The organism is Hoeflea sp. EC-HK425, assembly GCF_902498795.1.
In the GTDB taxonomy this organism is placed as follows: Bacteria; Pseudomonadota; Alphaproteobacteria; order Rhizobiales; family Rhizobiaceae; genus Hoeflea; species Hoeflea alexandrii.
Genome location: NZ_LR701572.1, coordinates 1,052,446 through 1,078,141 on the forward strand (window position 1 = coordinate 1,052,446; position 25,696 = coordinate 1,078,141).

22 protein-coding genes are annotated in these 25,696 nt (G+C 62.5%); 18 read left to right on the forward strand and 4 right to left on the reverse strand.

Translation table 11 applies throughout. The features are described 5' to 3' along the window. Window position 1: 1 nt before the first annotated feature. The 4 genes from SPHINGO391_RS07735 to SPHINGO391_RS07750 are packed head-to-tail and all read right to left on the reverse strand — an operon-like array spanning window position 2 to window position 5,053. The gene (locus SPHINGO391_RS07735; RefSeq protein ID WP_152008286.1) at window positions 2-2,149 is read right to left on the reverse strand and encodes an indolepyruvate ferredoxin oxidoreductase subunit alpha; all 2,148 of its coding nucleotides are present in this window, start codon (window positions 2,147-2,149) and stop codon (window positions 2-4) included. Between the two features lie 18 nt (window positions 2,150-2,167). Further along, window positions 2,168-2,659, reverse strand: a complete 492-nt coding sequence (locus SPHINGO391_RS07740) for a MarR family transcriptional regulator (protein ID WP_152008287.1) — start codon at window positions 2,657-2,659, stop codon at window positions 2,168-2,170. Then, complete coding sequence (locus SPHINGO391_RS07745; protein ID WP_152008288.1) at window positions 2,656-4,233, reverse strand: NAD(P)/FAD-dependent oxidoreductase; 1,578 nt, start codon at window positions 4,231-4,233, stop codon at window positions 2,656-2,658. The genes SPHINGO391_RS07740 and SPHINGO391_RS07745 overlap by 4 nt, the downstream gene beginning before the upstream one ends. Window positions 4,234-4,261: 28 nt before the next feature. Beyond that, window positions 4,262-5,053: a cyclase family protein gene (locus tag SPHINGO391_RS07750; RefSeq protein WP_152008289.1), complete on the reverse strand. Its 792-nt coding sequence runs from the start codon at window positions 5,051-5,053 to the stop codon at window positions 4,262-4,264. Window positions 5,054-5,184: 131 nt separating this feature from the next. On the opposite strand from SPHINGO391_RS07750, the gene SPHINGO391_RS07755 reads away from it, so the two are divergent. The 18 genes from SPHINGO391_RS07755 (at window position 5,185) to SPHINGO391_RS07840 (ending at window position 25,598) form a co-directional block, all read left to right on the forward strand. Next, a complete protein-coding gene (locus SPHINGO391_RS07755; protein WP_152008290.1) occupies window positions 5,185-6,759 on the forward strand; it encodes an NAD(P)/FAD-dependent oxidoreductase in 1,575 nt (524 codons plus the stop codon). Between the two features lie 25 nt (window positions 6,760-6,784). Continuing rightward, window positions 6,785-8,317 (forward strand): ABC transporter substrate-binding protein, encoded by a 1,533-nt coding sequence (locus SPHINGO391_RS07760; protein ID WP_152008291.1) that lies wholly within the window; start codon window positions 6,785-6,787, stop codon window positions 8,315-8,317. A 64-nt stretch (window positions 8,318-8,381) separates the two neighbouring features. Further along, the gene (locus tag SPHINGO391_RS07765; protein WP_280177924.1) at window positions 8,382-9,392 is read left to right on the forward strand and encodes an ABC transporter permease; all 1,011 of its coding nucleotides are present in this window, start codon (window positions 8,382-8,384) and stop codon (window positions 9,390-9,392) included. Then, window positions 9,385-10,236, forward strand: coding sequence for an ABC transporter permease (locus SPHINGO391_RS07770; protein WP_152008292.1), 852 nt, complete (start codon window positions 9,385-9,387; stop codon window positions 10,234-10,236). Before SPHINGO391_RS07765 ends, SPHINGO391_RS07770 begins: the two co-directional genes overlap by 8 nt. Beyond that, window positions 10,233-11,111 carry an ABC transporter ATP-binding protein gene (locus SPHINGO391_RS07775; RefSeq protein WP_152008293.1) on the forward strand — a complete coding sequence of 293 codons (879 nt, stop codon included), beginning with the start codon at window positions 10,233-10,235 and terminating at the stop codon, window positions 11,109-11,111. Before SPHINGO391_RS07770 ends, SPHINGO391_RS07775 begins: the two co-directional genes overlap by 4 nt. Beyond that, window positions 11,101-11,940, forward strand: coding sequence for an ATP-binding cassette domain-containing protein (locus SPHINGO391_RS07780; RefSeq protein ID WP_244615141.1), 840 nt, complete (start codon window positions 11,101-11,103; stop codon window positions 11,938-11,940). The genes SPHINGO391_RS07775 and SPHINGO391_RS07780 overlap by 11 nt, the downstream gene beginning before the upstream one ends. An 82-nt stretch (window positions 11,941-12,022) precedes the next feature. Further along, window positions 12,023-13,177, forward strand: coding sequence for an aminotransferase class V-fold PLP-dependent enzyme (locus SPHINGO391_RS07785; RefSeq protein WP_152008294.1), 1,155 nt, complete (start codon window positions 12,023-12,025; stop codon window positions 13,175-13,177). Window positions 13,178-13,451: 274 nt separating this feature from the next. Further along, on the forward strand, window positions 13,452-15,746 hold the full coding sequence (locus SPHINGO391_RS07790) for a bifunctional salicylyl-CoA 5-hydroxylase/oxidoreductase (protein ID WP_152008295.1): 2,295 nt from the start codon (window positions 13,452-13,454) through the stop codon (window positions 15,744-15,746). Window positions 15,747-15,748: 2 nt separating this feature from the next. Continuing rightward, window positions 15,749-16,510 (forward strand): SDR family oxidoreductase, encoded by a 762-nt coding sequence (locus tag SPHINGO391_RS07795; protein ID WP_152008296.1) that lies wholly within the window; start codon window positions 15,749-15,751, stop codon window positions 16,508-16,510. Continuing rightward, complete coding sequence (locus SPHINGO391_RS07800) at window positions 16,507-17,007, forward strand: MarR family transcriptional regulator (RefSeq protein ID WP_244615142.1); 501 nt, start codon at window positions 16,507-16,509, stop codon at window positions 17,005-17,007. The genes SPHINGO391_RS07795 and SPHINGO391_RS07800 overlap by 4 nt, the downstream gene beginning before the upstream one ends. A gap of 4 nt (window positions 17,008-17,011) precedes the next feature. Continuing rightward, window positions 17,012-17,815: an enoyl-CoA hydratase family protein gene (locus SPHINGO391_RS07805; RefSeq protein ID WP_152008297.1), complete on the forward strand. Its 804-nt coding sequence runs from the start codon at window positions 17,012-17,014 to the stop codon at window positions 17,813-17,815. Continuing rightward, window positions 17,815-18,981, forward strand: coding sequence for an acyl-CoA dehydrogenase family protein (locus SPHINGO391_RS07810; protein ID WP_152008298.1), 1,167 nt, complete (start codon window positions 17,815-17,817; stop codon window positions 18,979-18,981). The genes SPHINGO391_RS07805 and SPHINGO391_RS07810 overlap by 1 nt, the downstream gene beginning before the upstream one ends. 1 nt (window position 18,982) lies before the next feature. Beyond that, on the forward strand, window positions 18,983-20,608 hold the full coding sequence (locus tag SPHINGO391_RS07815) for an AMP-binding protein (protein WP_152008299.1): 1,626 nt from the start codon (window positions 18,983-18,985) through the stop codon (window positions 20,606-20,608). 36 nt (window positions 20,609-20,644) lie between these two features. Beyond that, complete coding sequence (locus tag SPHINGO391_RS07820; RefSeq protein WP_152008300.1) at window positions 20,645-21,055, forward strand: RidA family protein; 411 nt, start codon at window positions 20,645-20,647, stop codon at window positions 21,053-21,055. A gap of 4 nt (window positions 21,056-21,059) precedes the next feature. Then, window positions 21,060-22,253: a kynureninase gene (kynU, locus tag SPHINGO391_RS07825; protein WP_152008301.1), complete on the forward strand. Its 1,194-nt coding sequence runs from the start codon at window positions 21,060-21,062 to the stop codon at window positions 22,251-22,253. After that, a complete protein-coding gene (kynA, locus tag SPHINGO391_RS07830) occupies window positions 22,250-23,092 on the forward strand; it encodes a tryptophan 2,3-dioxygenase (RefSeq protein WP_152008302.1) in 843 nt (280 codons plus the stop codon). The genes kynU and kynA overlap by 4 nt, the downstream gene beginning before the upstream one ends. A gap of 143 nt (window positions 23,093-23,235) precedes the next feature. Then, complete coding sequence (locus SPHINGO391_RS07835; protein WP_152008303.1) at window positions 23,236-24,327, forward strand: cupin domain-containing protein; 1,092 nt, start codon at window positions 23,236-23,238, stop codon at window positions 24,325-24,327. 68 nt (window positions 24,328-24,395) lie between these two features. Next, the gene (locus tag SPHINGO391_RS07840; RefSeq protein WP_152008304.1) at window positions 24,396-25,598 is read left to right on the forward strand and encodes an ABC transporter substrate-binding protein; all 1,203 of its coding nucleotides are present in this window, start codon (window positions 24,396-24,398) and stop codon (window positions 25,596-25,598) included. Window positions 25,599-25,696: the final 98 nt, after the last annotated feature.

Consider the following 25,696-nt stretch of genomic DNA (forward strand, 5'->3'; position numbering starts at 1 on the left):
ATCAGGTCCGGACGAATTCGATGCGGCCGCGGGAGCGGCGGTTTTGCAGCCAGGCGATGGCGCGGCTGGTGAAAGAACCGAGCGTGCGTTCGAACCAGCCCGGATTGTGCACGACATCGGCGCGGAAAAAGGACGGGCACAGCACCGCGGCATCGGCGACTTCGCCGCAATTGCCGCAGCCGACGCAGCTCTGGTCGATGCTGGCGACCGGATCGTCGCGGAGCGGATCGTCGAGTTTCTTGAGCGACAGCGACGGGCAGCCCGACAGCCGGATGCAGGCGTGATCGCCGGTGCAGATGTCCTCATCGACGCCAAAGCGCGGCTTTTCGACCCGGCGGCCTTCCTTGATCGCATTGTTCATCAGCGGCTTTTCGCGGCGCTGCCTGTTGAGCATGCATTCAGAAGAGGCGACGATGACCTTGGGGCCGACATGGTCGGTGGTCAGCGCCTCCTTCAGGATCTCGCGCATCTTCGGCACATCATAGGTGCGGTCGAGCTGGCGCACCCATTTGACGCCGACACCCCTGACCGCATCGGCGATCGGGTGGCCGGTGGCCTTGGAGGCGTTGTCGGCGCGTGATGACAGGATGTCCTGGCCGCCGGTGGCGGCGGAGTAGAAATTGTCGACGATGACGATGACGCCGTCCGACTTGTTATAGACGGCGTTGCCGATCGAGGAGGACAGGCCGTTGTGCCAGAAGCCGCCATCGCCAAGAATGGAGATCGAACGTTTCTCGCCGCCGCCGTCAAAAGCCGCGTTCGAGGCCGGGCCGAGGCCGTAACCCATGGTCGAACCGCCGATTTCGAATGGCGGCAGGCTGGCAAACAGGTGGCAGCCGATATCGCCGGCGATCTGGTGCTTGCCGAATTCCTGCTCGGTCATCTTGAGTGCGGCAAAGATCGGCCGTTCCGGACAGCCGGTGCAGAACCCGGGCGGGCGGATCGGCACGGTCTTGGAAAGATCGGGCAGCGCCGGCTTCTCTTCGGAATTGGGCGCGCGCAGACGGGCGGGCAGCAATTCGGGCGCTGCCTTCTTGAGGAAGGCCTCGATACCGTCGAGCATCACCTGGCCGGTATATTCGCCCGCCATCGGCAGCATGTCCTTGCCGTGCAGGCTGATGCTCTTTCCGGCCCGGTAGAGCGCCGACCCCAGCGCCTGCTCGATGAACTCCGGTTGGCCTTCCTCGACCACCAGGACTGAGGACTTGCCTTCGCAGAACTCAAAGAATTCGTCGTTGACCAGCGGGTAGGTGACGTTGAGCACGTAGAGTGGGATCTCGGTATCGCCATGGATGTCGGCGAGGCCGAGGCGCTGCAGAGCGCGGATCACGCCATTGTACATGCCGCCCTGCAACACGATGCCGACCGGTGCTTGCTTCGGGCCGAACATCTCGTTGAGCTTGTGCTCGACGATGTACTTCTGCGCCGCCGGCCAGCGGTTGTTGATCTTGTCGTGTTCCTGCAGGTAGGACATCGGCGGCAGCACAACGCGGGCATAATCACTGCGCGGATTGGCCAGCGCGTCCTTGACGGTAAACGGCGGACGCTTGTTGTTCTTCGCCTCGAAACTGCCGGTGACGTGGCAGGAGCGGATGCGGACCATCAGCATCACAGGCGTGTTGCTGGCTTCCGACAGCTCGAACCCCTGGTGGACGGACTGGACGATGGAGGGCAGGTTGGGGCGCGGATCAAGCAGCCACATCTGCGATTTCATCGCGAAGGCATGGCTGCGCTCCTGCATGATCGAGGAGCCTTCGCCGTAATCCTCTCCGATGATCACCAGCGCCCCGCCGGTGACGCCGGAGGAAGACAGGTTCGCCAGCGCGTCGGAGGCGACATTGACGCCGACTGGTCCCTTGAAGGTGACCGCGCCGCGGATCGGATAATGCACCGAGGCTGCAAGCATTGCCGCCGCGGCGGCCTCGGAGGCATTGGCCTCGTAGCGCACGCCGAGCTCGGTGAGGATCTCCTCGGCATCGGCGAGCACGTCCATCAGATGGCTGATCGGCGCGCCCTGGTAACCGCCGACATAGCCAACCCCGGCTTCGAGAAGCGCTTTGGTCAGCGCCAGAATACCCTCGCCGGAGAAGGTTTCACCTTCACCGACCTTGAGTTTCTGCACTTCCTTGGCGAATGAACGTTCAGCCATGCTGTGTCTTTCCCGTCATTAGAAATCGTGCTTGCGGATGTTCTTGAGCATTTTCTGCAAGGTGGTGACGAAGGCCTGGCGTTCTTCGTCCGGGATGTCCTTGAACATCTGGGCGTAGATGCGCGCCATTGAGGGCCAGAGCTGATCAAGGGCGGCACGGCCGGTCTCGGTGATGCCGATGCGTGTAACCCTGCTGTCGCTCGGATCCGGATCACGGCGGACAAGACCATCGGATGCCAGCTGCTCGAGAGAACGGCTCAATGTCGACTGCTCCACCACGGCATAGACCGCAAGCTCGCTGATCGGCAGATCATCGATGACCGAGAGAACGGCAAGCGCGCGCATTTTCGGCGTGGTCAGTCCAAGTCCGGTCATCTCCTGCCGCAGATCCGCATTGTAGCGCCCCATGATGCGGTTCATCAGATAGGGCGCGAAATTGGACAGGCCGATTTCACCAAGCCGCTGCAGCGGCTCGGCCTTGCCGGAGGGGGGCGTCTTGATCTCGTTCATCCGCCCAACCTCTTGGCAAGCAGGAAGCCCGAGCCGCCGCCGAGGCCGGGGCCGGGATGGGTCGAAGCGCCGATATGGTGCAGGTTGGCGATCGCCGTTGCGTTGTTCGTCGAGTGCGGGAAAGGCCGCCAGATGAAGAACTGGTCGAGCGCGCACGAACCGCCGTAAGGATCACCGCCAACGAGGTTGATGTTCATGGTCTCGAGGTCGGTCGGCGAGTAGGCCTTGCGGGCGAGAACGCTCTCGGCAAAGCCCTCGATGTGGGATGCGAGGATCGCCTCGATGCGGTCGGCGAAGGCTTCTCGCGTGGCCTCGGTCCAGCCGCCATCGGTTTCGATCTCGCCTGCGGCATCGCCCTTTATGGTGCGCGGCGCATCGGGGATCTGCAGCCAGAGGATCGACTTGCCCTCGGGGCAACGGGACGGATCGAGGCGGTGCGGCTGACCGACACAGATCGTCGGGGTGACCGGCAGCATGCCGCGCTCGGCCTCGTTGGAGGATTTGGATACGGAATCGATACTCTCGGCCAGATGGATGAGGGCGACATCCTCAAGACCTTCCGACTTCCATTTGATCGGACCGTCAATCGCATAGTGCAGCTGGAAATTGCCGCGGCCGTGGCGAAACTGGTTCAGGCCGGAGGTGGTGCTGTCCGGGAGATCGGCGGTCTCATCGCGCAGAAGCCGGTTGTAGAGCTGGCCGGGCGCGACGGAACAGATGACATGGGACGCCGAGAGTTCGCTGCCGTCGGCAAGCCTGACGCCTGTTGCCTTGCCGTTCTGCACCAGGATCCGGTCGACATCGGCGCCGGCGCGCAGCTCACCGCCGTTCTCCTCGATCAGGCGCCTGAAGGCATCGACCGCCTGACCGGCGCCGCCCCGGACCACGGGAGCGCCGGCGGCTTCCAGCGCGAAGGCGATGACCTTGCCCATCTGGCCGCCATAGGCGGATTCGGTCGTCAGTCCGGTGTGCAGCGCCCAGGGCGCCCAGAGCGCCTGGACGAGATCGGAAGTGTAATTGCTCTCAAGCCAGGCGCGGATCGGGCGCAGCGCCTCTCCCATCCAGGCGGCGAGGCCACGAAGTCCGCGCTTCCAGGCTTGTTGGATCAACAATTTGGCGGTCGGCCAGCTCCACAATTCACCGCCGAGGAGGGCGAAGAGGAAGGGTGCATCGGCCTCGATCGCGCCAACATCAGCGCCGTGCCGGTCGCCATCGCCCGGCGCGAGAGCATTGAGTGTCTTGATATTGGCCGCCCGGTCGGTGGTCAGGACCAGAGACGTGCCGTCCGGCCTGATCACCGCTGTTGGCTGCGGGGTATGGCAGAACTCCAACCCATGCCGCGCAAGGTCGGATCCGAGCGCGGCATGGGCGGGGGAGGTAAGGAAGAGCACGAAGGTTGCCGCCATGACGTCATGGTGGAACCCCGGCAGGGTGATTTCCTCGGTGCGCATGCAACCGCCGAAGCGGTCGCCGCGTTCGAGCACCAGCACGCGTTTTCCCTTTGAGGAAAGCATGGCCGCGGCAACGAGCGCGTTGATGCCGCTGCCCACGATGATGTGGTCATGATCTGCCATCGTGCTGGTCTCCGGCGTAGGGTTTGCCTCAGTTGCGAGCGACCAAAGCCATGGCGCGGATCGGGCTGCCGGTGCCTTTGACGATCTTGAGTGGCGCAGCGATCAGGATTGCGCCTTTTGGAGGAAGCTTGTCGAGATTGGCGAGCGAGGCGAGGCCGTATTTGTTGGCCGCATGCAGCAGGTTGTGCGCCGGGTAGGGCGGTTCCATTCCGCCTGCCTGGCCGGCATCGGTACCGATGCACTGGTTGCCCCAGCCAATGACACCCTTTGACAGGATGTACTGGATGCAATCAACGGTCGGGCCAGGTGAGTGCGGGCCGGTTTCATCCGCGTTGAGGTAGGCTGCCTCATCGCCTGCGCGGGAATCCCAGTCAGAACGCATCACCACCCATTCCCCGGCTTTGATCTCGCCATGTTTGGCTTCCCATGCCTTGACGCCGGCTGCATCGAGCAGGAAGTCGGGATTCTTGGCCACTTCAGCTGAGCAATCGATCACGTTGACCGGTGCCACGAAGTTCTGTGGCGGAATGCTGTCGGTGTAACCGTCGGCAAAGTCCTTGCCTGTGATCCAGTGATGCGGCGCATCGAAGTGGGTGCCGGAGTGTTCGCCGAGCTTGAGCCAGTTCCAGGCAAAGAAGGGGCCGTCGCTGTCGTATTCGGAGATCTTGTGGATCTCGATCTTGGGTGTGTTCTTGGCGAAATCTTCGGGCAACTGGAGCAGGGGAGTGTCGGGGCCAAGCCGGCCTGACAGGTCGACGACCTCAACCTTACCCTCGATTAGCATTGCGGCGAGATTACCCAGTGTTTCTGCAGCGTTCATGACTGACCCTCCTCTGGCGGTGCCCTGTTTGTGTGTGCGGCTCGGTTGCAGGCCGCCGTTCTGCGATAAATAGATGCTAGACAAAATAATATGCATTTGCAATTATAAATCGTGAATGGGGAACGACTGCCGTGCAAAGTGACTATGACGCGATAATTGTTGGCGCCGGGATCAACAGTCTTGCCTGCGCGGTTCACCTGGGCGCCAAAGGCTGGCGGGTCGGTGTGTTCGAGCAGGCGGCGGTACCGGGTGGCGCGGTCAAGACGCTGGAGCTGACCGAGTCGGGCTTCCGCCATGACTGGGCCGCAATGAACCTCAGCCTCTTTGGCGGATCCGGCTTTTTCAAGGCTTACGGAGAGGATCTGGTAAGTCGTGGGCTTGAGTTCGCGCCTGCTACGCATTGTTTTGCCAGCGTTTTCGATGATGGCCGGTGGATGGGTGTCAGCACCGGGGCAGGGGAGACGCGGGCCCGCATCGCCGCTTTCTCCGAGGCCGACGCCAAGGCCTGGGACCGGCTGTGCGCCGAGTTCCCCGGGACGGCGGAATATGTTTTTGCGCTGCTCGGAAATCCCATGCAAATGCATGTACAAGGCAAGCTGCTGGCCAAGGCGCTGTTCCGCAAGGGCTTCGCATGGACGGCCGATCTGGTGCGCATGCTGCTCTCGTCGCCACGCAAATGGCTGTCGGAGACCTTCGAGTCCGAGCATGTGCGCGCAACCATGGCGGCATGGGGCATGCATCTCGATTTCGCGCCCGACATGGCCGGCGGCGCGGTGTTTCCGTATCTTGAATCGATGGCCAACCAGAATTTCGGCATGGTCATCGGCAAGGGCGGCGCCGACACGGTGACGCGGGCGCTGGTGTCGAAGATCGAGGCGTCGGGCGGCGCTGTCCATTGTGGCAGCCAAGTGACACGGGTCGTCCGGGAAGGCGGCAAGGCGACGGGAATCGAGCTTGCTGACGGTTCCAGGATCAAGGCCAACAAGGCGGTGATCGCCAATGTGGCGCCCAGCGGACTGATGTCGTTGATCGAGGGCCAATCCGGGGATGCCGGGTTTGACCGCAAGATGACCGGCTTTGTTCATGCGCCGGGAACCATGATGATCCACCTGGCGCTCGATGGCCTGCCGGACTGGACCGCGAGCGATGAGCTGAAATCTTTCGCCTATGTGCACATCGCGCCGTCGCTCGACCAGATGGCGCGCACCTACCAGCAGGCGGTCGCAGGCCTTCTGCCCGACGATCCGGTGCTGGTGGTGGGCCAGCCGACGACGGTCGATCCGAGCCGGGCGCCCGACGGCAAGCACGTGCTGTGGGTTCAGGTGCGCATGGTGCCTGGAGAAATCCGCGGCGATGCGGCCGGAAAGATCACGGAAACCGACTGGGCACGGGTCAAGGAGATCTATGCCGAGCGGGCTCTCGATATCATCGAGCGGCATGCGCCGGGAATCCGGCAGAAGATCACTGGCCGTGCGGTGGTGTCCCCGCTCGATCTGGAAGCCGACAACCCGAACCTGGTCGGAGGCGACCAGGTGGCCGGCAGCCATCATCTTTCACAGAATTTCCTGTTCCGGCCGGCTCTCGGCCACGCCACGGGAAAAACCCCCGTCGAGGGCCTGCATCTCACCGGCGCCAGTGTCTGGCCGGGTGCGGGCACCGGGGCGGGTGCAGGCTATATGCTCGCCCAGAAACTGGGCGGGAAATGAACACCCAAAAAACAGGGAGAACAGCATGAAACAGATTTCGCGTCGCACGGTGCTCAAGGGCACGGCAGCGGCAATGGCGATCACCGCCTTTGCCGGACCGTCGCTTGCCCAGGGCATCGAAGAACTTGTCATTGCCTACAACGTCAACCTGCCGTCCTGGGATCCGACCGTTGGTCCGTCGGCGGTCAACCCGACCATCCAGGGCATCTACCAGTCGGTCTTCGACCAGTTCATCCTGCAGCAGCCGGATCTGTCGCCGGCACCCGGCCTGCTGACTGAATGGGGCTGGAACGACGACAAGACCAAGATCATGATGACGGTCCGCGAAGGCGTCACATGGCATGACGGTTCGCCGTTCACCGCCGAGGATGTTGCCTGGTCGCTGACCCGTGCAGCCGACGAGACCACCGGCAACCCGATCCAGTTCATCTGGTCGACGCTCGCCAACATCAAGGCCGAAGGCAATGTGGTGACAGCTGACGTCGCCCGCTTCGAGCCGACGATCTTCAAGTGGATGTACTTCCTCACCGGTTACGTGCTGCCCAAGGCCTATTACGAAAAGGTTGGCGCCGAAGGCTTCGAAGCCGCTCCGATCGGCACCGGCCCCTACATGGTCGACAAGTTCGAGCGCAACGCGTTCGTGCGTCTGAAGGCCAACCCGAATTACTGGGGCGGCAAGCCGGACTTCGAGACGGTGACCATCAAGTTCGTGACCGACGCCGCCTCGCGCGTGGCCGAAATCGAATCGGGCAATGCGCATGTGACGCTGGAAATGCCCTACGAGGAGTATGACCGTCTCAAGGGCGGCAGCGGTATCGCCGGCACCGATGCGCCGATCTCCGATATCGGCATGATCTTCCTCAACGATATCGATGCGATGCTGGACCCGAATGTGCGCATGGCGGCCGCGATGTCGATCGACAAGCAGCTGATCATCGACCGGTTGCTGTCGGGCTATGGTGTTGCCATCGACACGCTGCAGACGCCGGAGTACTCGGCCTATGACGCCTCGATCAAGGTTCCTTATGACCCCGAGAAGGCCAAGGAACTGCTGGCGGCTTCCGGCTATTCGCCGGAAAACCCGGTGAAGTTCAAGATCCAGACGACGCGCGGCTTCAAGCCGAAGGATTACGAGATGATCCAGGCGATCGTCGGCCTGTGGCGAAAGATCGGCATCGAGGCGGAAATCGAAGTCTACGAGATCGCCAAGCACTACGAGCTGCGCGCCGCCGATCAGTTGGCACCTGCCGCGTTCTACAACTGGGGCAACTCGGTTGCGGATCCGACGACGTCGACCGGTTTTGCCATGTTCGGCCCGTCGCCGCACTCGGTGTGGGACGGCGAGGACCTGATCGGCATGATCGGGCCGCTCTGGGGCGAAGCCGACGAGGAAAAGCGCATCGAAGGCTGGAAGTCCGTCGACAAGTACATTGCCGACAATGCACTGGTGATCCCGCTGTTGCAGTATGTACAGCCGATCCTTCACGCCGATGGCGTGGCGGTGACGCCGCATGCCTCGGGCGCTCTGCTGCCGCATCTTATGAAGCGGGCTTCGTAAGCCTCTTTCACATGCACGGGCCGCCGCCTGAGGGTGGCGGCCCCTTCTTGCAGGACATCTTCTCTTGAAACTGTTGCGCGCAATTCTCCTACGCCTTGCGACCATGTCGGTTACGCTGATCGGGGCGGCGGTGGTGGTGTTCTTCGTCATCCGCGTGGTGCCGGGAAACCCGATCGCCATGATGCTGCCTCCCGGCGCATCGGAAGAGGACATTGCCCGTCTGACCGCCCATTACGGGCTCGACAAGACGATCTTCGAGCAGTTCTGGATCTGGTTGACCGGGGTCTTCCACGGCGATTTCGGCACATCGATCTCGCTGCGCCAGCCGGTGATGCCGCTGGTGCTCGGACGGCTGCCGGCGACACTCGAACTGGCGATCTTCGCGCTTGTCATTGCCGTCGTGATCGGCGGCGCAATGGCGCTGACCGGGGTGCGGCACCGCGAGACGCGCACGGAAACGGCGATCGATGTTGCCAACGGCGTCGGGCTTTCGATCCCGGATTTCCTCTGGGCGCTGATCCTGATCGTGCTGTTTGGCGTGCTGATGCCGGTGTTTCACATTTCGGGGCGGATCTCGCCGTCGCTGGACCTGCCGTTCGTCACGCAATTCTATGTGTTTGAAAGCATCGTGCGGCTGCGCTTTGATCTGTGGTGGGACCTGCTCAAGCACATGTTCATGCCGGCCTTAGCGCTGGCGATCCCGCTTGCGGCAATCATCAGCCAGTTGCTCAAGCAGTCGCTCAAGGAAACCATGCATCTCGATTACGTCACGCTGTCGCGGACCAAGGGCTACAGCGAGAACCATGTCATCCTGTCCGAAGCGCTGCCCAACGCGGTTCTGCCGACGCTGACGCTGATTGGCGTGCAGTTCACTTTCCTGATCGGCGGTACGGTGATCATCGAGCGGCTGTTTTCCTACGAGGGGCTCGGCAACATGGCGATCGATGCGGTGATCAACCGCGACCTGCCGCTGATCCAGGGCATCGTCATCGTCTTCGCGCTGCTGTTCACCATCATCAATCTGGTTGTCGACATGACCTATGCCCTTCTCAATCCGAGGCTGCGTCATGCTTGACGGCCGCGGTTCCATCAAGCGGCGGCTCGGCGCGCGGCTCTGGCTGTCGGGCACCTGGCTAGGCGTCATGGCGCTGCTCGCGCTGTTCGCACCGCTGAGCAGCCCGCACGATCCTCTGGCGCAGGACCTGTTTGCAGGGCGGCTGCCGCCGTTCTGGATGAACGGTTCGGATCCGGCCTATCTGCTGGGGACCGACAGTCTCGGTCGCGACGTGCTCTCGCGCCTCATTCACGGCGCGCGGATTGCCTTTTCCGTGGCGCTGGTGGCCGGCCTTGCGACGGCCATCGTCGGATCGATGCTCGGCCTGCTTGCGGGATACATGCGCGGCTGGGTCGATGTGGTGATCTCGCGGCTGGTCGACATCTGGATGGCTTTCCCGCCGGTGCTGTTCGCGATCCTGCTGATCGCCGTGCTCGGCACCGGGCTGACCTCGATCATCATCGCCATCGTGGTCATTGACTGGACCCGGTTCTGCCGGGTGGTGCGGGCGGAGGCGATGAACCAGTCGGCGATGGATTATGTCTCGAGCGCCATCGTCGCGGGTCGGCCGCGGCGCGATATCCTGTGGCGCGAAATCCTGCCCAACGTTCTGCCGACCATTGTCGCGCTGCTGACGCTGGAAATGGGCATCGCCGTGATCGTCGAGGCGATCCTGTCCTTCGTCAACCTGTCGATCTCCACCGATGCGCCGACCTGGGGCGGAATGATCGCCGAGGGCCGCACCTCGATCTACCAGGCATGGTGGGTGCTGGCGTTCCCGCTCGGCGTTCTGTTCCTGACTGTCCTTTCCTTCAGCCAGTTCGGCGAGGGGCTCAAGGACCGCTTCGACCCGGTGCTGCGATGAGCGCGTTTCTGACCGTCAACAATCTGTCCGCGGCGCTGCACGGCTTTGACCAGCGGGTGCTCAGATCGGTCTCGTTCTCCATCGACACCGGCGAGGTGCTCGGCCTGGTGGGCGAGAGCGGCGCCGGCAAAAGCATGATCGGCAAGGCCATTCTGGGCATCCTGCCATCGGCCATCTCGATCATCGAGGGCGAGATCCTGCTCGACGGGCAGGATCTGCAGAAGATGAAACCGGCGGACCGGCGGCGCTTAATCGGCGCCACCGCGGCGCTGATCCCGCAGGATCCGCTGACCGCGCTCAATCCGTCGCGGCGGATCGAGCCGCAGATCACCAGCCGGCTGGTGGATATCCTTGGCTGGAGCAAGGCGGATGCCCGGGTTCGGGCCATGGAACTGCTCAACGAGGTGCATATCGACAATCCGGAGCGGGTGATGGGCAGCTATCCGCACGAGTTGTCGGGCGGCATGCGCCAGCGCGTGCTGATCGCCTCAGCCTTTGCCGCCAACCCGAAGCTGGTCATCGCCGACGAGCCGACAACGGCGCTGGACGTCACCGTGCAGAAGCAGATCCTGCGGCTGATCCGCGAGTTGCAGGAACGGCATTCCACCGCGATGGTGTTCGTCACCCATGATCTCGGGGTCGTCTCCAAGGTCTGCCAGCGGCTGTCGGTGCTTTATGGCGGCAAGATCGTCGAAAACTCGAGCGTTCCGGACTTTTTCAAAGGTCCGAAACATGCCTATTCCCGGGCATTGCTGGCGGCGACGCCGAAATACACCGATCCGGATGCGTCGCTGCTGCCCGTCGATGAATCCGTGATAGAGGCGGTGGCAGCCGAGGTCCTGGCCGCCGACAAGGAGTGGCGTCATGGTCGATAAGAACGGCATGGCCGATGCGGCTCCGAAGGAGAACATCCTGTTTTCGGCCCGTTCCCTCGAAGTAGCCCTGCCGGACATGGCGGCCAAACCGCTGTTTGGCAAGGCACCGATGATCCGTATCCTCAACGGTATCGATCTCGACATCAGCCGCGGTTCGGTTCTCGGCATCGTCGGAGGCTCGGGGTCAGGCAAGTCGACGCTCGGCCGCGCGCTGCTCAGGCTGATCGAGCCCACTGCGGGCGCAATCGAGTTCGATGGTCGTGACATCACCCATCTCAGCGAGGATGCGCTCAGACCGATCCGGCGGCGCATGCAGATGATCTTCCAGGATCCGATGTCGTCGCTCAACCCGCGCCGGCGGGTCGGCGCGATCATCGCCGATCCGCTGCAGATGCACGGGTTTGACAATGTAACCGGGCGCGTTGACGATGCGCTCGATCATGTCGGCCTGCCGCGCGGGTTTCGGAGCCGGTATCCGCACGAGTTGTCGGGTGGACAACGCCAAAGGGTCGGGATCGCGCGCGCCATCGCGCTGAAACCGGAATTCATCCTGGCCGACGAGATCGTCTCGGGGCTGGATGTGTCGTCGCAGGCGCAGGTGCTCAATGTGCTGGCGGAGCTGGTCAAGGAACTGGGGCTGACGCTGGCCTTCATCAGCCACGATTTGTCGGTGATCCGGCGGCTGTGCGATCATGTGATGGTGCTGCAACGGGGCAATATCGTCGAGTATGGCGATGTGGACCACGTGTTCGATGCGCCGCAGGCGGCCTATACGCGTGAGTTGCTCGACGCCATTCCGCTGCCCGACCCGCAGCAGGCCGGCTGGTAGACCGGCGTTCGCCAAACATGAAGATGTTGTACATCGTAAAGGGCCAGGGAACGCCGGGACGGCGTGGTCCGGGGAGACTGAAATGACAGACCAGACAGGCCGAACAGAAAGCGGGCGCGCCGAGGGCGACGGCTATCTGCTTTATCATTCCATCGGGCAGTATCCCGGCAAGGCCAGTGATATGGCGGCCTCATTGACTGCTTTTGCCGAATGCTGGGGCGCGCCCAATGACGAGCAGTGGGGCTACGCGCTGGGGCAACGGCAGCGGTTCATCGATCTGTGGAGCCAACTCCTGAAGGCGCCGTCTGCGTCACTGACAACGACCGAGAACGTGACCTCGGGGCTGGCGGCCCTGATCATGGCGCTGCCGCGCGAGGATCTTGAGGGCAGGGTAGTGCTGGTGGCGGGCGACTGTTTTCCGAGCCTGCATTTCCTGCTCACCGGCCTTGCCGAACGATACGGTTTCGAGTTGCGCACCGTGCAACTGCGTGAAGGTGCAAACTGGGTCGAGGATGAGGATGTCATCGCCGCCTGGGGTCCGGAAGTGGGGCTGGCGCTCTTGACCTGGGTCAGCTCCACCTCGTCAAACCGCTGCAATCTCGAGGCGCTTGTGGCGCATGGCCGCAAGCAGGGATCGCTCATCGGGGTCGACATCACCCAGGCTGCGGGACTGTTCGACTATGACTGCATGGCGGTGGCCGCGGATTTTGCGATCTCGACCAGCCTGAAATGGATGTGTGGATCGCCCGGTGGCGGCATCCTGCAGGTGATGCCCGATGTGATCGCGCGCTGCCAGCCCAGCCTGAGAGGCTGGTTCAGTCAGGACAACATATTCTCCTGGGACATCAACGCGTTTGCCTATGCGCCGGATATCCGCCGTTTCGACAATGGTACGCCATCGGTGATGGCTTGCGTGGCTTCGGTGCCTGCACTTGAATGGCATGCGGCGCAGGACTGGGGCCAACAGCTTGCAAAGAACCGGACCCAGTGTGACGCGATCATCGCCGCTGCCGACGCGGCCGGTCTTGAGCTGGCCTCGCCGCGGGATGCAGCCAGGCGCGGTGGCAGCGTCATGATCCGCTTGTCCGACGCGGACGCTGCGCAGGCGTTGCTTGCGCACCTGCGATCAGTCTCCGTGTTTGCAGACGCGCGCGGCGCCATTCTGAGATGCTCGCCGGGCTTCCTGACGACCGATGACGGCATCGGACGGCTGACAGCTGCCCTGAGTCAGAGTTGAAGTGGCAGCATCGCAAGGCGTCCGCTCCATTCGGAGCGCATTGACCTGCCGAAAATTCCCGCTAACTGACTTAGGGGGATGTGGCCTGGCCGGATCCCGTCCGCCGGGTTTTCTCGGGCGGCGGCGGAGTCGGCAAAACGGGCGTCCGTTGTTGCGCACGGCCCAGTGAGCTCCCGACATCCCATTTTGTTTCAGTCTTAAAATTTTATGCTTGAAATATAATTCTTCAGGCGTAGGATTGCTGTCAGTGAAAACCGGTCTGGAGGTGCGAAAAATGAGAATTGCTTGTCTTGGTGGTGGTCCTGCCGGTCTCTATTTCGCGATCTCGATGAAGCTGCGCGATCCTTCGCACGAGATTGTTGTCATCGAGCGCAACAGGCCTGATGACACGTTCGGCTGGGGGGTCGTGCTGTCCGACGAGACGCTCGACAATCTGGCGGAGAATGATGCGGTCAGCGCGGAATCGATCCGGGCGCACTTTGCCTATTGGGATGACATCGCGGTTCTGTTCAAGGATACCAAGACGGTATCCACCGGTCACGGTTTTTGCGGAATCGGCCGCAAGCAACTGCTTCTGCTGCTTCAGGCGCGGGCCAGAGAACTGAACGTCGAGCTTCGCTTTGAGACCAATGTGGCCAGTGCCTCCGAATATGCCAAGGAGTTCGACCTGGTGGTGGCGTCGGATGGTTTGAACTCGCACACGCGCACCGAATTCGCTGACAAGTTCCAGCCCGAGATTGATGTGCGAAAGTGCCAGTTCGTCTGGCTGGGCACGCATCAGAAGTTCGATGATGCCTTCACCTTCATCTTCGAGGAAACCGACAAAGGCTGGATCTGGGCGCATGCCTACCAGTTCGACTACGAGACCGCGACATTCATCGTCGAATGCACCGAGGAGACATTCCAGGCTTATGGCTTCGGCGAGATGAGCCAGCAGGAAACGATAGCGACCTGCGAGGAGATCTTTGCGAAGCATCTTGGCGGCCACAGCCTGATGACCAATGCCAACCACATTCGCGGGTCGGCCTGGATCCGGTTCCCGCGGGTGCTGTGCGCGCGCTGGAGCCATGAAAACATCGTGCTGATGGGCGATGCTGCGGCAACGGCGCATTTTTCCATCGGGTCGGGCACCAAGCTGGCGCTGGAAAGCGCCATCGCGCTGGCCAATTACCTGCACTCCGAACCAACGCTGCAGAAGGCTTTCGACAAATACGAGGACGAGCGGCGACTGGAAGTGCTGCGGCTGCAGTCGGCGGCGCGCAACTCGATGGAGTGGTTCGAGGAAATCGAGCGCTATTTCCACCTCGACCCGGTGCAGTTCAACTACTCGCTTCTGACCCGTTCGCAACGCATCAGCCACGAAAACCTGCGCATGCGCGATGCGGAATGGCTGGAGGATGCCGAGCGCTGGTTCCAGACCCAGGCCGAGGTCTCCTCCCAGGCCCCGGTTCGGCGGCCGATGTTCGCACCCTACAAATTGCGCGACATGGAGCTCAAGAACCGGATCGTGGTGTCGCCGATGGCGCAGTACAAGGCCGTCGACGGATGCCCGACCGACTGGCACCTGGTTCACTACGGCGAGCGCGCCAAGGGCGGCGCAGGCCTGGTCTACACCGAGATGACCTGCGTATCGCCTGAAGGCCGGATCACGCCGGGCTGTCCCGGGCTTTATGCCCCGGAACATGAAGCAGCCTGGAAGCGGATCGCCGATTTCATCCATGCCGAAAGCGAAGCCAAGGTCTGCATGCAGATCGGCCATTCCGGGGCAAAGGGATCGACCCAGCTCGGCTGGGAAATCATGGATGCGCCGCTGAAGGAGGGCAACTGGCCGCTGATGTCGGCCTCCGATGTTGCCTGGTCGTCCGACAATCAGGCACCCAAGGCGATGACCCGCGAGGACATGGATCAGGTGCGCGACCAGTTTGTCGCCGCCGCCGAAATGGCCGAGCGCGCCGGTTTCGACATGATCGAGCTGCACATGGCGCATGGCTATCTGCTGTCGTCCTTCATCACGCCGCTGACCAACCGGCGTAGCGACGAATATGGCGGCAGCCTCGAGAACCGCATGCGCTATCCGCTGGAGGTCTATCACGCGGTGCGCGAAGCCTGGCCGCAGCACAAGCCGATCTCCGTGCGTATCTCGGCCAGCGACTGGGTTGAGGGGGATGGCGTCACCCCGCAGGACGCGGTCGATATCGCCCGCATGCTCAAGGAAGCCGGCGTTGACATCTGTGACGTTTCGGCGGGCCAGACCTCGAAGCTCGCAAGGCCGGTCTATGGACGCATGTTCCAGACACCTTTTGCCGACCGGATCCGCAATGAAGCGCAAATGGCGACCATGGCCGTTGGCAACATCTACGAGCCCGACCATGTGAACTCGATCCTGATGGCTGGACGTGCCGACCTGGTCTGCCTTGCCCGTCCGCATCTCTCCAATCCCTACTGGACGCTGCATGCGGCGAGCGCGCTTGGCGACCATGACGAGAAATGGCCTGATCCGTATCATCCCGGCCGCGACCAGATGTGGCGGCTGGCGGAACGCAACGACGTGATGCTCGGCAAGGTCTGACCATGGCCGAGCTGATGGGACATCATGCGATCGTCACCGGTGCCGGATCGGGCGCCGGAGAGGCGATCGCGCTGGCGCTTGCGGGCAAGGGGGCGCGGGTCACCGCGATCGGTCGGCGGCTGGCGCCGCTTGAGGTGCTGGCGGCGCAGGATGACCGGATCATAGCGGTTTCCGCCGATGTGACGGATGCGGACGCCATGGCGGCCGCGATTGCCGAAGCCGTCGAGAAGAACGGGGCGCCGACGATTGTCATCGCCAATGCCGGGTCGGCTGAGAGCGCGCCGTTCCAGCGCACTGATGCGGCCTTGTTCCGTGCCACGCTGGATGTCAATTTGACCGGTGTTTTCAATACGTTTCAGGCGTCATTTGTGAAGATGAATCGGGCGCAGCCCGGCCGCTTGATCGCCATTGCCTCCACAGCCGGGTTGAAGGGCTATGCCTATGTCAGCGCCTATTGCGCGGCCAAGCACGGCGTTGTCGGCCTGGTTCGCAGCCTGGCACAGGAGTTCGCCAGGACCGGTGTGACGGTCAATGCCATCTGTCCGGGTTTTACCGAAACGCCGATGTTGCATCGCTCAATTGACAACATTGTGGAAAAAACCGGACGATCGCGCGAGGAGGCGGAGGCGTCACTGCGCGATGTCAATCCGCAGGGACGGTTCATACAGCCGGAGGAAATCGCCGAAACGGTCTTGTGGCTCTGCAGTGATGCGGCTGCTTCCGTGACCGGTCAGGCGATCTCGCTATCGGGGGGAGAGACATGAGTGAAAATCTGGCAAGCCGGTCGGGCATGGCCGACACCGGCATAAAGGACGCAGCGGCGTCAAAGGCGAGACTGCGTCTTTGGCTGAAGCTTCTCAAGGCGACCAAGCATGTCGAGGCCGAGTTGCGCGAGAATTTCCGCACCGGTTTCGACACCACGCTGCCGCGCTTCGACGTGATGGCGGCGCTGTACCGTATCGAGCAGGGCTTGAAGATGAGCGAACTGTCGAGCGTGCTCAGGGTTTCGAACGGCAACGTCACCGGTATTGTCGACCGGCTCGTCGATGACGGAATCCTGGTACGGATACCGGTGGACAATGACCGCCGCGCGACAACGGTGCGGCTGACAAAGGCGGGCCGGGAGCAGTTCGAGGCGATGGCGGCAAGCCACGAAGCCTGGATCGACAGCCTTCTCGACGGCATCAATGTCTCCGAGGTTCAGCATCTGTCCGATCAGCTCGAATGCATCGCCCGCAAGAGTACCAAGGGAGAGGACTGAACCCATGCCGACTGACGCCCCCGTCAATTTCCGACTGACCCTGACCGACGGCATCGCCGAGGTCTCGCTGGACCGTCCGGAAAAAAAGAACCCGCTGACCTTTGAAAGCTATGCCGAACTGCGCGACTGGTTTCGCGGACTGGTCTACCGCGATGATGTCAAGGTGGTGATCTTTGGTTCGAACGGCGGCAATTTCTGCTCGGGCGGGGATGTCTTCGAGATCATCGGTCCCTTGCTCGACAAGGACATGAAGGGCCTCATGGAGTTCACCCGGATGACCGGTGACCTTGTCAAGGCCATTATCGGTTGCGGCAAGCCGGTGATTGCGGCCGTTGACGGCGTCTGCGCCGGAGCAGGTGCGATCATCGCCATGTGCTCCGACCTGCGCATGGCCACGCCGGAAGCCAAGACCGCATTTCTGTTCAATCGGGTCGGGCTTGCGGGCTGCGACATGGGCGCGTGCGCCATCCTGCCGCGGATCATCGGCCAGGGCAGGGCTGCCGATCTTCTCTATACCGGTCGCTCGATGAGCGCCGAGGAAGGTGAACGCTGGGGTTTCTACAACCGTGTCGTGGCTGCGTCCGAGATCGAGGACGAGGCGCGCAAGCTGGCCAAGCGTATCGCCGACGGGCCGACTTTCGCCAACATGATGACCAAGACCATGCTGGCGCAGGAATGGAACATGGGCATCGAACAGGCGATCGAGGCCGAGGCACAGGCTCAGGCGATCTGCATGCAGACCCAGGATTTCCGCCGCGCCTATGAGGCCTTTGCCGCGAAACAGAAACCCGTGTTCGAGGGTAACTGATGTCTGACCGCAGTTTTCTCCAATGGCCGTTCTTCGATGAGGTCCACCGCGACCTGGCCGATCGCGTCGATGCGTGGGCCAGGAAGGAACTGGCCGATCTCGACCATTCCAATGTCGATGAGACCTGCAAGGCGCTGGTCAAGGCGCTGGGCGATGCCGGCTGGCTCAAGCTCTCCGCGGTGGACCCCGAAGACGAGAGGTCGAAAATCGATGTGCGCAGCCTTTGCATCCTGCGCGAGACGCTGGCCCGGCACGACGGGCTGGCCGACTTTGCCTTTGCCATGCAGGGGTTGGGAACCGGCTGCATTTCGTTGTTCGGCAGGCCGGACCAGAAATCGGAATGGCTGACGAAAACCCGTGCCGGCAAGGCGCTTTCGGCTTTCGCGCTGTCTGAACCGGCTTCGGGATCGGATGTCGCCAACATGGCGATGACGGCGGTGCGCGATGGCGGTGATTACGTTCTCAATGGCGAGAAGACCTGGATATCCAATGGCGGCATTGCCGATGTCTACTGCGTTTTCGCCCGTACCGGAGAGGCGCCGGGTGCCAAGGGGCTCTCGGTCTTCATCGTGCCTGCCGATACGCCGGGACTGGAAATCGCCGAACGGCTGGAAGTGGTGGCGCCGCATCCGCTGGCGCGGCTTGCCTTCAACGATTGCCGGATTCCGGCATCGGCGATGATCGGCAATCCGGGCGACGGGTTCCGCATTGCCATGTCGGTGCTCGACGTGTTCCGGTCCACGGTTGCCGCGGCCGCTCTGGGCTTTGCCCGCCGGGCGCTCGATGAAAGCCTCGACCGCGTCAGCGAGCGGGAGCTGTTCGGCGCGCCGATGAGCGATCTGCAGATGGTGCAGGGTCACATCGCCGACATGGCGCTCGACGTGGATGCGGCGGCGCTGCTGGTCTACCGTGCGGCCTGGCTCAAGGACCAGGGGGCACCGCGCGTTAGCCGCGAGGCGGCGATGGCGAAGCTCTATGCTACCGACCACGCGCAAGATGTGATCGACAAGGCGGTGCAACTGCACGGCGGCGACGGGGTGCGCAAGGGCCACATCGTTGAAAGCCTCTATCGCGAAATCCGTGCGCTCAGGATCTACGAAGGCGCTTCGGATGTTCAGAAGGTCGTGATTGCACGGCAGACATTGGCGAATTCCAAAGGAGTGTAACGTGCTGGGACCATCGGGCCATATCGACAGCTTCACACGCGACAACCTGCCTCCAGCCGATCAGTGGCCAGATATGCCGCTTGAAGGTTTCGAGTATCCGGAATGGCTCAATTGCGGCTATGAGCTGACTGATGCAATGGTGGCAAAGGGCTTTGGCGACCACACCGCGCTGATCGGCAATGGTCGGATCAGGACCTACAAGGAACTGACCGACTGGACCAACCGCATCGCCCACGTGCTGGTCGAGGATTATGGCGTCAAGCCGGGCAACCGGGTTCTCATCCGCTCGGCCAACAATCCGGCGATGGTGGCCGTCTGGCTGGCGGCGACGAAGGCAGGTGCCGTGGTCGTCAACACCATGCCGATGCTGCGCGCTGTCGAACTCTCCAAGATAGCCGACAAGGCGGAGATCTCGCTGGCGCTGTGCGACACGCGGCTGATGGACGAGATGGTCGCCTGTGCCAAGGAAAACCGGTTCCTCACCAAGGTGGTGGGCTTTGACGGCACCGCTAACCACGATGCAGAGCTCGACCGGCTGGCGCTGTCCAAGCCGGTGCGCTTCGAGACGGTGAAGACCGGCCGTGATGACGTGGCGCTCCTGGGCTTCACCTCGGGCACGACCGGCATGCCGAAGGCGACGATGCATTTTCATCGCGACATGCTGATCATCGCCGATGGCTACGCCAAGGAAGTGCTCGGCGTTACGCCCGAGGATGTGTTTATCGGCTCGCCGCCGCTGGCCTTCACCTTCGGGCTTGGTGGCCTGGCGGTGTTCCCGCTGCGCTTCGGCGCGGCAGCGGCGCTGCTCGAGCAGGCGACACCTGCCAACATGGTGGAGATCATCCAGAACCACAAGGCGACCGTGTGCTTTACCGCGCCGACCGCCTATCGCGCCATGCTGGCGGCGATGGAAGAGGGAGCGGACCTCAGCTCGCTGCGGGCCGCGGTTTCGGCCGGCGAGACCCTGCCGGGGCCGGTCTATGAGCAATGGATGGCCAAGACCGGCAAGCCGATGCTTGACGGGATTGGTGCCACCGAGATGCTGCATATCTTCATCTCCAACCGGTTCGAGAACTCGCAACCTGCCTGCACCGGGCTTCCGGTCACGGGTTACGAGGCGCGGATCGTCGATGGCGACATGAACGAAGTCCCACGCGGCGAGGTTGGACGGCTGGCGGTGCGCGGGCCGACCGGCTGCCGCTACCTTGCCGATCCGGAGCAGCAGCAGAAATATGTCCGCGACGGATGGAACCTCACCGGGGATTCGTTCACACAGGATGCCGACGGCTTCTTCCATTTCGCCGCGCGCAGTGACGACATGATCATTTCCGCCGGTTACAACATTGCCGGCCCGGAGGTCGAGGCGGCACTTCTGGCACATGCGGATGTCGCCGAGTGCGCGGTGATCGGCGTCGCCGATGAGGCGAGGGGGCAGATCGTGCAGGCGCATGTCGTGCTCAAGGCCGGTGTCGCCGACGACGAGGTAACCACCAAGCGGTTGCAGGATCACGTGAAGGCCGTCATCGCCCCTTACAAGTATCCCCGGTCGGTCGTCTTCGTCGACGCGCTGCCCAAGACCCAGACCGGCAAGATCCAGCGCTTCCGGCTTCGCACCGGCGACGCCTGAGCCCAGTTTCCCAGGACATAAACGAGGATTTTCAAAATGATAGAAGCCATCAATCCGCCGGATTGGGAAAAGCCGAAGGGCTATGCGAATGGCATGCTGGTCGACGGCTCCCGGCTGTACACAGGCGGCCAGATTGGCTGGAACAAGGATCAGGTGTTCGAACACCACGATTTCGTCGGCCAACTCGAGCAGACGCTGGCCAACATCGTGGCGATCGTTCACGCGGCCGGAGGTGAAGTCACGGATATCGTGCGGTTGACCTGGTTTATCACCGACAAGAAGGAATACATGGCGCGCCAGAAGGATGTCGGTGCCGCCTACCGGAAGGTCATGGGCCGGCATTTTCCGTCGATGTCGGTGATCGTCGTTGCCGGGCTGATCGAGGACGAGGCGATGATCGAGATCGAGGCGACCGCGGAAATCGGCAAATCGGCAAAGGACGCGTGAGACCATGAGCAGCTTCCAGACGCAGCGGGATCTCTTCGACCTGCCGGAAGGCATCACCTATCTTGACGGCAACTCGCTCGGGCCGCTGCCGAAATCAGCGGTTGACCGCGCGCGCACAACGATGGCCGAGGAATGGGGGCCGATGCTGATCACCGGCTGGAACAAGGCCCGCTGGATGGATCTGCCCGCGCGTCTGGGTGACCGGATCGGCCGGCTGATCGGGGCTCCGGCCGGAAGCACGGTGGTCGGCGACACGCTGTCGATCAAGGTCTACCAGGCCGTGGCCTCGGCGGTGGAGATGCGTCCGGGCCGCAAGATCGTACTGTCCGACAACGGCAATTTTCCGTCCGACCTCTACATGGCGGACGGTCTGCTCAAGAGCCTCAAGCAGGGGCATGAGCTCAAGGTCGTCGACCCGGAAACGGTGGCGGAGAACATCACCGAAGACGTGGCGGCTGTGATGCTGACCCATGTCGACTACCGCACCGGCCGGGTACACGACATGAAGGCGATCACCGACAAGGCACACGCCGCCGGCGCCATCATGATCTGGGACCTGGCGCACTCCGCCGGCGCGCTGCCGGTCGATCTCACCGGCTGCAATGCCGATATCGCGGTGGGCTGCACCTACAAATATCTCAATGGCGGCCCGGGCGCGCCCGGATTCATCCATGTCCGTCCGGACCTGATAGACCAGGTGCGTCCGGCGCTTTCGGGCTGGCTCGGGCACCAGGCGCCGTTTGCCTTCGATCTCGACTACCGTCCGGGCGAGGGCGTCAGCCGGATGCGGGTCGGCACTCCACCGGTGATCCAGATGGCGGTGCTCGACGCGGCGCTTGACGCCTTCGACGGTGTCGAAATGGCTGATATCCGCGCGCGCTCCATCGAGCTCTCCGAGCAGTTTATCTCGGAAGTCGAGGCCGGCTGCAAGGATGTGGTGCTTGCCAGTCCGCGCGACCCGCAGGCGCGTGGGAGCCAGGTCTCGTTCCGGTTCCACGAAGGCTATGCGGCGATGCAGGCGCTGATCGCGCGCGGCATCATCGGCGATTTCCGGGCGCCGGACATCATGCGGTTCGGATTTTGCCCATTGTACAACACGGCCGAAGACGTCAGCCATGCGGCAGCGGTGCTCTGCGAGATCATCGCCACCGGCGAATGGGATCGCCCCGAATTCAAGCAACGGAAAGCCGTTACATGAGCGAGCCCCGGGACTACGATCCTTCCGCCGAGGGTGCGGAGATGAATTTCGACGGGCGCATGTCCTATGGCGATTATCTCTGTCTCGACAAGGTCCTCTCGGCGCAGAATCCGCGAACCGATGCGCATGACGAGATGCTGTTCATCGTTCAGCACCAGACATCGGAATTGTGGATGCGGCTGGCGATCCACGAGATCGTCGCGGCGCGGGCGGCAATCCGCGCCGATCAGCTGCAGCCGGCGATGAAGACCCTGGCGCGGGTGTCGCGGATATTCGAACAACTCAATTCGGCCTGGGACGTGCTCAGGACCATGACGCCGAGCGATTACACCCATTTCCGGCGCAAGCTGGGGCAATCTTCGGGTTTCCAGTCCTATCAGTACCGGATGATCGAATTCGCGCTCGGCAACCGCAATCACGCGATGATGCGGCCGCATGCGCATGTTCCCGGTGTGTATGCAAAACTCGAGGCGGAGCTCAGCGAACCGAGCCTGTACGACGAGGCGATCCGGCTCGCGGCACGGCGTGGCATCGCCATGCCCGAAGAGGTGCTTTCCCGCGACGTGCGGCAGACCCACGCGCTGCATGACGGGGTGACTGAGGGTTGGAAAATGATCTACGAGGCGCCAGAAAAATACTGGGCGCTCTACGAGGTTGCCGAGAAGCTGGTGGATCTCGAGGACTATTTCCGGCGCTGGCGCTTCAACCATGTGACCACCGTGGAACGGGTGATCGGGCTCAAGCGCGGCACCGGCGGCACCGGCGGTACGAGCTATCTCAAGCGGATGCTTGATGTCGAGCTTTTCCCCGAACTCTGGCGTGTGCGGACCGAGTTGTAGAAGGCGGTCGGGGCAGCCCGGGAGAGATATTTCAGCCTTGAAATATCCATTCGGTTCGATAGTCTTGGACTGCCTCTGGTGGGCGGGCTAGGCTGATCCCGAAACCACCACCATGACGGTTTGCCTGAAATTGGGAGAGCAGGTTGGATACGCGCGCAGAAATCAGGTTGCCGACTTCGGAACTCAGGGACGACCTGCCATTCTACACCAAGACGCTGAAGATGCGTCTCGACATGATCTATCCGGCGGATGACCCGGAAGTGGCGGTTCTCTCGGGCCATGGACTGAGGATCCGCATCGAGAAGGGCGCTCCGGAGGCGCCGGGCACTTTGCGTATCCTCACCGATGATCCCGACGGCTTCGCCGGGGGCAAGCGCGAGCTGGTTGCACCGAACGGCACCCGCATCGAGATCGACGAACTCAATCCACCGATGGTGCTGCCACGGACCGAACACGCTTTCGTGGTTCGCAGGCTGGCCGACCAGGCGCCCTGGATTATAGGCCGTGCCGGGATGGAATACCGCGACCTGATCCCGACCCGGCTCGGCGGCGCGATGATCGCCTCGCATATCCGGGTACCTGACGGCCCGGTGCCCGACATGGTGCATTTCCACAAGGTGGGTTTCCAGCTGATCTTCTGCATCAATGGCTGGGTCGACGTGCTTTATGAGGATCAGGGCGGAACCCGCCGGCTGCATGCCGGCGACTGCTTCATCCAGCCACCGCAGATCCGCCACAAGGTGCTGCATGCGGCGGACGGGATAGAGGTGATCGAGATCGGCGTTCCGGCCGAACATGTCACCGAAATCGATCACACGATGGAACTGCCGACACCGCATGAGCGGCCGGACCGGGAATGGGACGGCCAACGCTTCGTCCACAGCCTGGCCAAGGACGGCGTCTTCACACCGTTCAGGATTCCCGGTTTTGAAGCCCGCGACACGACCATCAAGGAGAACACCAAGGGTGTCGCGTCGGTCATGGTGGCGCGGTCTTTGGGCATGCATTCGCCGGTCTGGACCCGGCACGAGGGCGACATCCTGTTCAATTTCGTAATGTCGGGAACCATGGTGCTGGAAGGCGAGGGCAAGGAGCCTTATCGTCTTGAAAAAGGCGATGCTTTTGTCATTCCACCGCGCATGGCAACGCGCTACAGTGACCCGAGCGGCGATCTGCAACTGCTGGAAGTCTCGCTTCCCGGATCGTTTGAAACACAGGTCGTTGAAGAAATCTGAGCGTTTTTGATCAAGCCCGCGAGGCGCTCACATAGCATAGGGCACACAAATTCAATGGGAGCAGAACAATGAAAAAAACAACATATGCATTGGCGATTGCGGCGTTGCTCGCGTCGAGCGCGTCAACTCTCGCAGCCGACACCAAAGTCGGAGTCCTGATGGACATCACCGGTCCGATCGCGAGCTTCATTCCGCCGCTGCAGAACGCGGCCAATCTGGCTTTCAGCCAGGTCAACGAACAGGGCGGACTGCTCGACGGTCAGGCCGTGGCGGTTTATGGCGACACCACCGGCTCCTCGCAGGGCGCGGTCGATGCCGCCGGCAAGCTGATCAACGTCGAGAATGTGCCGATCATCATGGGTGCGCTGATGTCGGGCACGACGATCGCCTCGGCCGAAGCCGCAGGCATTCCGGCCGGCGTGGTGCAGATTTCGCCAACTGCCACTTCGCCGGCGATGACCGGCATCCAGGACAATGACCTGCTCTACCGCATCGTGCCGTCCGACAACTTCCAGGGTCAGGTGCTGGCCAAGATGGTGCTTGATGAGGGCATCAAGAAAGTCGCCGTGACCTTCGTCAACAATGACTACGGCGTCGGCATCGGCGGCACCTTCGTCGAGGCCTACAAGGCGCTCGGCGGCGAAGTCGTGGCCGAAGTCAAGCATGAGGAAAAGAAGAACTCCTACCGTTCCGAACTGGCAACGCTGTCGAAAGCCGGCGGCGACGCGCTGGTGGTGGTCGCCTATGCCGGTGATTCCGGCGGGAAGATCGTCAAGCAGGCGATCGAAGGCGGGTTGTTCACCAGGTTCATCGGCACCGACGGTCTTCGCGATGAAGCCCTGATCTCCGATATCGGCGCGGAAGCGCTGGCGACCTCGTTCTTCTCGGCGCCGACCTCGCCGGCCGACAACCCGAACCAGGCCAAGTTGCACGAACTCTACACCGCGGCCTACAACGAGCCAGCTGACAAGCCGTTTGTCGACCAGACCTATGATGCCACCTTCCTGGCGCTGCTCGCCGTCGAGCAGGCCGGTTCCGCCGACCGCACAAAGATGGCCGAAGCACTGCGCGCCGTCGCCTCGGCTCCGGGCGAAAAGGTTGGTCCTGGTGAGTGGGCCAAGGCCAAGGCACTGATCGCCGAAGGCAAGGACATCGATTACGATGGTGCCGGCGGCAGCTACGACTTCGACGAGAACGGCGATGTGGCCGGATTTATCGGCAAGTTCGTCGTTGACGGCACTGTCTACAAGCAGGTTGCCATCGTCGAGTGATTCTGCCCGAACTGGCCTGAACCGGCCTGAAACTTCAGCCCCTCCCTGCGACCCGCGGGGAGGGGCATAAACAAAGCGCGAGCCATCCGTCGGGCAAG

Excerpts from the sequence above, each read along its gene's own strand:
- SPHINGO391_RS07750 (WP_152008289.1), bottom strand. The coding sequence starts at position 5,053 with ATGAACGCTGCAGAAACACTGGGTAATCTCGCCGCAATGCTAATCGAG.
- SPHINGO391_RS07810 (WP_152008298.1), top strand. The coding sequence starts at position 17,815 with ATGTCTGACCGCAGTTTTCTCCAATGGCCGTTCTTCGATGAGGTCCAC.
- kynA (WP_152008302.1), top strand. The coding sequence starts at position 22,250 with ATGAGCGAGCCCCGGGACTACGATCCTTCCGCCGAGGGTGCGGAGATG.
- SPHINGO391_RS07785 (WP_152008294.1), top strand. The coding sequence starts at position 12,023 with ATGACAGACCAGACAGGCCGAACAGAAAGCGGGCGCGCCGAGGGCGAC.
- SPHINGO391_RS07795 (WP_152008296.1), top strand. The coding sequence starts at position 15,749 with ATGGCCGAGCTGATGGGACATCATGCGATCGTCACCGGTGCCGGATCG.
- SPHINGO391_RS07760 (WP_152008291.1), top strand. The coding sequence starts at position 6,785 with ATGAAACAGATTTCGCGTCGCACGGTGCTCAAGGGCACGGCAGCGGCA.
- SPHINGO391_RS07770 (WP_152008292.1), top strand. The coding sequence starts at position 9,385 with ATGCTTGACGGCCGCGGTTCCATCAAGCGGCGGCTCGGCGCGCGGCTC.
- SPHINGO391_RS07780 (WP_244615141.1), top strand. The coding sequence starts at position 11,101 with ATGGTCGATAAGAACGGCATGGCCGATGCGGCTCCGAAGGAGAACATC.
- SPHINGO391_RS07735 (WP_152008286.1), bottom strand. The coding sequence starts at position 2,149 with ATGGCTGAACGTTCATTCGCCAAGGAAGTGCAGAAACTCAAGGTCGGT.
- SPHINGO391_RS07805 (WP_152008297.1), top strand. The coding sequence starts at position 17,012 with ATGCCGACTGACGCCCCCGTCAATTTCCGACTGACCCTGACCGACGGC.
- SPHINGO391_RS07800 (WP_244615142.1), top strand. The coding sequence starts at position 16,507 with ATGAGTGAAAATCTGGCAAGCCGGTCGGGCATGGCCGACACCGGCATA.
- SPHINGO391_RS07740 (WP_152008287.1), bottom strand. The coding sequence starts at position 2,659 with ATGAACGAGATCAAGACGCCCCCCTCCGGCAAGGCCGAGCCGCTGCAG.
- SPHINGO391_RS07840 (WP_152008304.1), top strand. The coding sequence starts at position 24,396 with ATGAAAAAAACAACATATGCATTGGCGATTGCGGCGTTGCTCGCGTCG.
- SPHINGO391_RS07820 (WP_152008300.1), top strand. The coding sequence starts at position 20,645 with ATGATAGAAGCCATCAATCCGCCGGATTGGGAAAAGCCGAAGGGCTAT.
- kynU (WP_152008301.1), top strand. The coding sequence starts at position 21,060 with ATGAGCAGCTTCCAGACGCAGCGGGATCTCTTCGACCTGCCGGAAGGC.
- SPHINGO391_RS07745 (WP_152008288.1), bottom strand. The coding sequence starts at position 4,233 with ATGGCAGATCATGACCACATCATCGTGGGCAGCGGCATCAACGCGCTC.
- SPHINGO391_RS07775 (WP_152008293.1), top strand. The coding sequence starts at position 10,233 with ATGAGCGCGTTTCTGACCGTCAACAATCTGTCCGCGGCGCTGCACGGC.
- SPHINGO391_RS07790 (WP_152008295.1), top strand. The coding sequence starts at position 13,452 with ATGAGAATTGCTTGTCTTGGTGGTGGTCCTGCCGGTCTCTATTTCGCG.